At 40.9% G+C, this 7,690-nt stretch carries 10 protein-coding genes; 1 reads left to right on the top strand and 9 read right to left on the bottom strand.

All coding sequences use genetic code 11. The features are described from left to right. Nucleotides 1-52: 52 nt before the first annotated feature. The 9 genes from AB1444_12260 to AB1444_12300 all read right to left on the bottom strand — a co-directional run bounded on the left by AB1444_12260 (nt 53) and on the right by AB1444_12300 (nt 6,814). Nucleotides 53-1,084, bottom strand: a complete 1,032-nt coding sequence (locus AB1444_12260) for a hypothetical protein (protein MEW6527423.1) — start codon at nt 1,082-1,084, stop codon at nt 53-55. Between the two features lie 1,124 nt (nt 1,085-2,208). Then, a complete protein-coding gene (locus tag AB1444_12265; GenBank protein ID MEW6527424.1) occupies nt 2,209-2,571 on the bottom strand; it encodes a hypothetical protein in 363 nt (120 codons plus the stop codon). Between the two features lie 15 nt (nt 2,572-2,586). Beyond that, complete coding sequence (locus tag AB1444_12270; GenBank protein MEW6527425.1) at nt 2,587-3,381, bottom strand: DUF169 domain-containing protein; 795 nt, start codon at nt 3,379-3,381, stop codon at nt 2,587-2,589. 33 nt (nt 3,382-3,414) lie between these two features. After that, entirely contained in the window at nt 3,415-3,603 is a 189-nt protein-coding gene (locus tag AB1444_12275) for an FmdB family zinc ribbon protein (GenBank protein MEW6527426.1), read from the bottom strand. Then, a complete protein-coding gene (locus tag AB1444_12280) occupies nt 3,590-3,865 on the bottom strand; it encodes a carboxymuconolactone decarboxylase family protein (GenBank protein MEW6527427.1) in 276 nt (91 codons plus the stop codon). Before AB1444_12280 ends, AB1444_12275 begins: the two co-directional genes overlap by 14 nt. A 17-nt stretch (nt 3,866-3,882) precedes the next feature. Further along, on the bottom strand, nt 3,883-5,685 hold the full coding sequence (locus AB1444_12285; protein ID MEW6527428.1) for a TRC40/GET3/ArsA family transport-energizing ATPase: 1,803 nt from the start codon (nt 5,683-5,685) through the stop codon (nt 3,883-3,885). 26 nt (nt 5,686-5,711) lie between these two features. Then, nucleotides 5,712-6,011 carry an iron-sulfur cluster assembly accessory protein gene (locus AB1444_12290; protein MEW6527429.1) on the bottom strand — a complete coding sequence of 100 codons (300 nt, stop codon included), beginning with the start codon at nt 6,009-6,011 and terminating at the stop codon, nt 5,712-5,714. A 14-nt stretch (nt 6,012-6,025) separates the two neighbouring features. Then, the gene (gene arsD / locus AB1444_12295; protein MEW6527430.1) at nt 6,026-6,379 is read right to left on the bottom strand and encodes an arsenite efflux transporter metallochaperone ArsD; all 354 of its coding nucleotides are present in this window, start codon (nt 6,377-6,379) and stop codon (nt 6,026-6,028) included. Nucleotides 6,380-6,448: 69 nt separating this feature from the next. Further along, nucleotides 6,449-6,814, bottom strand: a complete 366-nt coding sequence (locus tag AB1444_12300) for a metalloregulator ArsR/SmtB family transcription factor (GenBank protein ID MEW6527431.1) — start codon at nt 6,812-6,814, stop codon at nt 6,449-6,451. A gap of 150 nt (nt 6,815-6,964) precedes the next feature. Here AB1444_12300 and AB1444_12305 point away from each other — a divergent pair. Beyond that, nucleotides 6,965-7,690 (top strand): hypothetical protein (locus AB1444_12305; protein ID MEW6527432.1); only part of this gene is annotated, 726 nt, incomplete at its 3' end.

Genomic DNA, 7,690 nt, shown 5'->3' on the forward strand with positions numbered 1-7,690 from the left:
AAATATAATCATTTTTAAATAAAAGTCAATAGCGTATTGTACTTATTACAAGTTATAGTGGGCGATAGTTATCGGTAAAGGGGTCAGAGCTAATAATTCCAATTAATTCTAAATTTTTTGCTCTGAAGAGATCACCAGGAGTGACAAAATTTGCATTAGTTTGATAAAATGATTTAATTATCTCTAAATTAAAATCATTGAAAGTGCTTTTATTAGAAGCTTGTATACCATTAGTATAATATTGAGCAGTAATAAACATATCCAGAGCATCTTTTAGATGTGTATCTAAAGATGCCTTTTCTAATTGTTCCTGGGCCTGATAATTATTTTTTACTTCTTCAAATAAATAATATAATTCTGATTGTGGTTCAATGTGATCTTTATTAAATGGAGGAATGGTATGGATATCTACCGGTTGAAATGAGATAATATGCTTTGATTTTGTTTTGGAAGAAGGATATATAGCAGTATAATAAAAGTATGAAAATATTGAAGGTGGGTATACATGAGCAGGTTGTTTTGTATTTCTTTGTTTTGAAAGCTTAGCTATGGATAAGGGATGCATATCCTGTAGTACTATTGTATATGGATCATCATCATTTTCAATAGCTTCATCATAGCACCGAAATACAAATTCAGAACATATCAAAGCCTGTTTATCTGCATTCATAAACTCTACTAATAATGATGCTGAAACTTCTAAAAGTTTTTTAATAAACCGTGCAACGGCAAAATTTAAGTTCACTTTTCTGAAAATACAAATGAATGCCAATAATAATAATTGCTCATATGCATATCGTTTGCCTTCATATCTTGATACAATATTCATTACAGGATCCATATTCAGAGGACAATTGTGTAAACGCTTAGCACTAACATATTCAGAATTTTTAATGCTTTCGTCTATTCGTTGTGTAATTATTCCATTTTCAAGGGCTTCTGCTACTATATGATCTCCCATATAAATTGAAACATGATTATAGTCAGTACCATCAAAAAATCTAATAGCCTTGCTTATCCATGATTTGCCATGATAGAGGAGTATGTCACCCTGGTTTAGACTTTCAACAGAAATAGAAGACATAGCAAAACCTCCATTTCATGTTACATTTTGATTGTAATGTATAATCGTTATGTATTTATCTTTTATATTCAGTAATTATTCCTAAATATAGAAATTTGAACAAAATATAAAATAGTGTACACCCCGCCGCCTTCGGCGGTAGGGGTGTACACTAGTATTCATTATGAAATTTTTTAAAAAATTATAACTGTTTTATATCATAAGATCAATATTCTTGAAAAAAGAATTTATTTTTCAATAAAAGTAAAAAAAATAAATATTTATGTCAATCACATTAATAGAAAAAGATTGTATCCTCACTGGCAGTACTGATGAGATGTAAACTAATGAGACCGGGCCCGGAGTTGAACCAGGCAGAAGGGGGGTACCTTCTCAACTGTTTTGCAGACAGCGGGGAGCACCGGCTCCCAATACCGGCCTTACAATAACCGCCAGGGTCATGACGGTTATTGTTTTATTATTTATATACTACGGCCACCACCTGTGCCGGAACTTTTAAGGAAGGTTAATGAGGTTACGGCAGGGAGATGATGGTAAACCGGATACAAGGGAACCGACCTGGCCCCTTATATGCACTTCACTGACATAAAATAAGTATTACCGTGTTGATGACCATAATGATCCTTGTTTACCACCTTTGTTGTGAGATAGTTAATTGTTAAAAAATTTAGATATGGATGTAATCTTTGTAAAGATAAAAATAATACATCATTTTTGTGAATAACCTTAATTGGGAATAAGAAAACTTATAAAACTTTTTTAGGATGTTTTCTTGTGGGCACAATATGGAGAATAAAACCGCTTTCAATTACATGAATAATTTCGGAATAAAGCAGTTTTTATAGGTACCTATAATTATTAATCTCAATTTACAATACAGGATTACTTCGTCGTGAAGCATGTGAGGATGTATTGGAAAAATTTTTAATATTTAATTCAATTTTTTATACATATAAAAAGTATGCCACATTATATACGCGGAATACATAAAGAATAAAAAAATAAAAAATTTAAACTTACTGTGATTAGCGTGCTTAGAATGGTTAAATGACCTCATGGAAATGTATAAATTTCTTTCATGCTGTGGCATGAAAAACTGCACATACACATCAGGATAGCTTTTTTTATTGATTTGCCTCCTTCTTAACAGTTTTTTCACTTAATTCCACGGCGGCTCGGGTAGCCATGGTGAGCACCGGGCACCAGACTCGCGGAATTTGAGGGTCTTTCTCTCCTGCCGCCAGACGCTCGAATCCGGGTCTGAGCTTTTTAAGATTGACAGCGCTGGCACCAAACATGATGCCCATTCCCGCCATGACCGATGCGAAGCCCAGGATAAGCGCCACTCCCCACCCGATAGCGCCGCCTGATACATGGCGCATGATGAATGCGGATATAAGGGAAACGATTATCCAAAACCCCATAACGACGCCATAGGCTGGGATATTTTTAGCGGAGAGTAAAGGATATTTTGTTTTCACGTCCATATGCTCCTAAGCTCCTTATTGTGAAGTTGCATCCAAGAAGTCATCAGATTTTGACACCTCCTCGGCTCTTTTCCTGTTCAGCTGGGTGTACGTGTTTTTAGCCCTTGAATTGGGCATGGCCTTTTCCGCAAGATACGCGACATGGTCCGTTATCGCCTCAAAATCGCCAAAGGGGAACCCCATGACCGATTCATCATGACCGATTTCCGTGGCGTCCCTGCAGCCATAGCAGCCGTAACTCAAATTCATTTTTTGAGTTTTATAGGGAATGACCGTGGCGTCAACGCAGGTAGCCTGCAGGATGGCTGTAGAGCTTTCGATACGAGCGCCTCCACGGGCATTGAGATAACCGAGAGCTATCCACATGAGGTTCTCGATTCGGTCTTCAACTATTACTATGTCCGGTTCAATGATCGCCGAATCAAGAGGAAAGAGATAAAGTTCCTTTAATTCACCCTGTCGTAAAACCGTCATGCGCTTGAACATCTCAACGCCAGTCCGTTCTTCTTTTGTGATGCCAAACCCTATGAGTCCCTTGCCGTTTTTCAGACCTTCCGGGAGAGGTTTAAAACCGAATGCGGCCGCGGCGGCAGGGCAGGAAATGCCATCGGCGTCCAGTATGACATGCTCACCCCGCCTGGCCCGCATGAGGGCCTGGCAGTATCTGTGCCCTTTTAGCCTTACAGCATTATCGGGAATTGTCTTTTCTTCTGAAAGATACAATTTAACTCCGACAGGGTATGACGTGAGTCCTATATTTTTTCTCATCAGCTCTGATTTTTCGCGTATCTGTGCAATGTTTATTTTCATTTTCATTTACTCCTTATGGCACGTTTATGTTGTTTAACCGCAGCAGCCTCCATCCGCTGCCATTTCCTCCGATAAGGGATATGACGATAAAAAAATCTGTTTTCCCCTTTCGCTTTTGCACATCCGGCAGGCCACGGGAAATCCCTTCGCTTTTTTAGCCATTGTCGTGACGACGGTAAAGGTCGATTCGCAGTTTTCACACTTGTATTCATACACTGGCATTGCCCGCTTCTCCTTTTTCGCGTTCTTTCTTCAGCAGTTCTTCAGAAAGCTTGTAAATGTCGGCAATGGGACGCTCTTTGACACGTTTGGCGAGTTCCACCGCCTCGGCAATTTCGCCCAGGGAACACCCCGCCTTCAACGCTTCGGCGAAATGATACCGAAGACATGGCATGCAGTTACCGGCAATAGAGGCTCCTATGGCGATCAGTTCCCTTGTTTTATCGTTAAGAATCGAATCATTTTGTACGCCGATTGAAATCATGCATTCCTCCGTTATTATTAGCCATTTCCAAACAATTCTTCTTCAACCCATTTCAGTTTTAAAAGGCCGTTTATCTCCTCATCAAACAACTTTATCTTGAACATTGGGAGTTTAAATTGCTCATACGCCACTTTGAGATAGTGTTGCTGCATATTGTAGCGCCCGGTGAAAAATTCCGAGGCAGGGTTTTGGTCTAAAATGTTATTGGCGATAACGGCCTGGACTTCTATGCCGGCCAATTTCAAATCATCAAGCGACCTTTTAGCCTCGAATATCGGCGTATACTCCGGATAAAAAACGAGGAAGAACGAACAGTAATCCCTGTTCTTCAGATTTGCCACGAGCTCTTCCAGCTTCTTTTTTGCATCGCTGGTGAACTCGGCGTCCCCTTTCACGTTAACCATCATTTCAACCTGCTTTGCATAGTCATACGGAAGCTCCAAAAGGCGCAAAGTATGGCCGGTGGGGGCGGTATCGAAAACAATATACTCAAAATCGCCGCTGCTTATGAGACGTGAGAACTCCTCGAACACTGCCATCTCTTCGGTACAGGGCGATTCGAGTTCCTCTTTAAGAGCCAGGATCATGTCGTCCGAATAGCCCGCCTTTTCCGAGTCGGCTATGATTTTTGCCTTGTACGTCTCCACGGATTTTTTCTGATCAATTCTAGCAGCATACAAACCCGGCACTCCCTTCATAGGGGTAACTGTATCGCCGATCTTTTCATCAAGAACGTAACCGATATGCGCTGCCGGATCGGTGGTAACCAAAAGCGTCCTGTTCCCTTCCTTAGCAAGGCGCGAAGCCATGGCGCAGGCAGTGACGGTTTTGCCCACACCGCCTTTCCCGGTGACGATGATGACGCGGTGGTCGAGTTTTCTGGTGATGATATCGCGAAGTGCGGCGCTAGTCGCAAAGTGTTCAAACTGATTTACTTCGTGGAAAACGGTATTGAGCCGGCCGCCTCCATCGTACACGATCTTTGAAAATGCACGAATGTTTTCCAGGCCCTTTACTTCGGCGCCCTGCAGATACACTTTCCGCAATGGGTAGGGGAAAGCCTCGCTAATTGAATGTATATGTTGCCTCTGGGCCTCGATCATCTTCCCATATTTCCCATTTAAAGCGTCTTCCGGGATGATGCCATTGATGATGATTTCATAGTTGAGAATTTTGAGTTTTGAAAGTTCGTCGTGTGCACGCATCGCTTCGGCCAGAGAGGTTTTTTCCGGCTTCATTACCAAGTAAAATCTTGTTCTCGCTGCATCGCGCATTGCCCTGATGGCATTGTCGTATTTTTCCTTCGATCCCTGGATGGATGAAACGGGACCCAGGCACGTATTGCCCCCTCCCTTTGAGCTTTCCTCGATATGCTTAGACCAGTCAATCGGAAGCTCTAAAAGGCGTATGGTATGTCCCGTGGGGGCGGTGTCGAATACGATCACGTCATATTCGTCATTCGTAAGAAAATCAGTAAATCTGTCGAAAGCGGCTATCTCAACAGTGCAGGCGCTCCTGAACTGCTCTTCCATCACCTTCATAACGTCTTCGGGAAGGATGCCGCGCATGGGGCCGATAACCTTTTCCTTGTAGTCCTCTGTCGCTGCATCGGGATCGATCTCCATGGCGTACAGATTGTGTGCTATATCTACGATACCATGTCCGATAGGCCTTTCAAAAATATCTGCAAGGTTACTCGCAGGATCAGTGGATATGATTAGCGTTTTTTTGCCCGCACCGGCGTAATATACGGCAGTGGCCGCGGCCATGGTGGTTTTCCCAACGCCGCCTTTGCCAGAAAAGAATAAGTACTGACTCATGGTAAGCTCCTTAATTACAGTAATAATCAGCAACAGCCCGATTGCTGTAATCCGAGAATGGTGAAACCTTTGCGTGGTCCATAATCGATGTAGTCAATTGTAGCATCAGCAAGTATGTCTGACACGGTTGGATCGATGTATATCTTCAAACCGTCCTTCTCCACCAATATGTCATCTCCATTTCCCTTATCAGATATATCCAGGCCAAATGATGGCCCGCAGCATCCGCCACCGGACGCGAAAACCCGTATTCCCGAGCCGTTGGCGTTGGATTCCGCTATGATTTTCTTGAATTCTTTTATTGCACGATCAGTTACATCCAACATATCACTCCTCCTGGTTATCCGACTTGAAGAGTCATCGGTTTATTTGATTTTAATGGCTCGATATTGAGCTCTTTGCAAATATCCTCGTAAGATGGATACTCTCCTGATTTAAAAATCTTCCCGTTTATCACTGTAATTGGAAGAGATTTTATTCCTTCTTTATGAATGAGCGCCATAACGAGGGTCTTTTCCTTAATGGCCATGTAGTCGCTCCTGAGGCTAAACCGCTCAACCATGACCCCCTGTTTTTTTAGCGCGAGTATGGCGTCGTTGATTTTCAAAAGTGCTGGATCTATTGCCGGACCACAGAGGCCCGTAGGACAGCACATGGGCGGATCGTAAATTTCAACTTTGTGTAAAAACTGCATTTTATACCTCCGGTTTTATATTACTATATGCAAATATATTCATATTTACACTAAAAATTATTACCCATTTCAGCATTTAAGCGATAAACCGCATGATACTTTACTTTTCATTTCTAAAAGATTGTTTGAATCAAAATGAAAAGCATCATTATTTTTGAAAGTTTTTTTGAGATACCTGACAAGATCTGGATGTTCCTTGATAAAATCTTGGTTTATACGGTAATAGACCCATTGTGCTTCTTTTCTTGAATCAAGGATTCCCGTTTGATGCAACTTGATGAGATGACGGGACACGTTCGTCTGTGATAAGCCAAGGATACCTTCTATTTCGCAGACGCAAAGCTCACTCTGGAAGAGAATGTTCATTATTCGGAGCCTGCTTTTGTCAGATAGAGCTTTGAAAATCTTGTCTATACTCATTGTTTTTAATAGCATTCATATATTCCAATATAATCATATAATCACAAGTTAAAAATCTGTCAATATTTTTTTTCTTTTTATTTGTTTTTGAAGAAATTCTTGACCTATGGTTTATTATTGTATAATAATTTGAGCATTTTTTAAAAATGTGAGGAAATAAATTCCATGTCTGAATGGTTTGTGCACAATCCTGGATTGGTTTTTCTTGTATATGGCATGACGTACATCATTATTGCTACAGCGATATTGTCGCATAACAGGAAAAATAGCGAATATAGCCTTAACGGTGTTCTTTGGCTTTTTGCTGCATATGCACTGGTACATGCACCTGCAGATTTTATTGATATGTGGTATGTGTTGACCGGCCATCAATGGATAGAAGCGAAATTTATTGGTTCGTTATTGACCTATGTGTCATACGCATTCCTTTTTGAATTTGGAAGACGTGTGATGATGCTGACTATCACATATTCCATAATGCGTCTATGGTATCTTCTCCCCATATTGTTAGGAGCTGTAATACTTACAGCACTTGTATCTCTTGATTTTGGTACAAACCTGGATGTCCTTATCGGTTATTTTGTAAGATTTCCAGGAGGGATTATGGCTGGTGTAGGGATTATTATCTATTATAGAAACTTGTACAGACCCTTGAAGGTAGTTTCCATGGGGAAATACTTTTACGGCTTTGGAATATCACTCATATTGTGGGCTTTGTTTTGCGGATTGGTGCGGACACAGGGGAGCTTTTTCCCGTCTACTATCCTTAATACAGATTCTTTTTTTCAATATACTGGATTTCCCGTTTTTATTTTCAGATCATTGTGTGGTCTTGTATCTGCCTGGTCAGTTATGGGCATACTCAATGTATTTAACCAAGAAAAACAAGCG

This window comes from Spirochaetota bacterium (assembly GCA_040756435.1).
Lineage (GTDB): Bacteria > Spirochaetota > UBA4802 > UBA4802 > UB4802 > UBA4802.

Coding starts and splice junctions, on each gene's coding strand:
- AB1444_12300 (MEW6527431.1), bottom strand. CDS start 6,814: ATGCTATTAAAAACAATGAGTATAGACAAGATTTTCAAAGCTCTATCT.
- AB1444_12285 (MEW6527428.1), bottom strand. CDS start 5,685: ATGAGTCAGTACTTATTCTTTTCTGGCAAAGGCGGCGTTGGGAAAACC.
- arsD (MEW6527430.1), bottom strand. CDS start 6,379: ATGCAGTTTTTACACAAAGTTGAAATTTACGATCCGCCCATGTGCTGT.
- AB1444_12260 (MEW6527423.1), bottom strand. CDS start 1,084: ATGTCTTCTATTTCTGTTGAAAGTCTAAACCAGGGTGACATACTCCTC.
- AB1444_12280 (MEW6527427.1), bottom strand. CDS start 3,865: ATGATTTCAATCGGCGTACAAAATGATTCGATTCTTAACGATAAAACA.
- AB1444_12275 (MEW6527426.1), bottom strand. CDS start 3,603: ATGCCAGTGTATGAATACAAGTGTGAAAACTGCGAATCGACCTTTACC.
- AB1444_12290 (MEW6527429.1), bottom strand. CDS start 6,011: ATGTTGGATGTAACTGATCGTGCAATAAAAGAATTCAAGAAAATCATA.
- AB1444_12265 (MEW6527424.1), bottom strand. CDS start 2,571: ATGGACGTGAAAACAAAATATCCTTTACTCTCCGCTAAAAATATCCCA.
- AB1444_12270 (MEW6527425.1), bottom strand. CDS start 3,381: ATGAAAATAAACATTGCACAGATACGCGAAAAATCAGAGCTGATGAGA.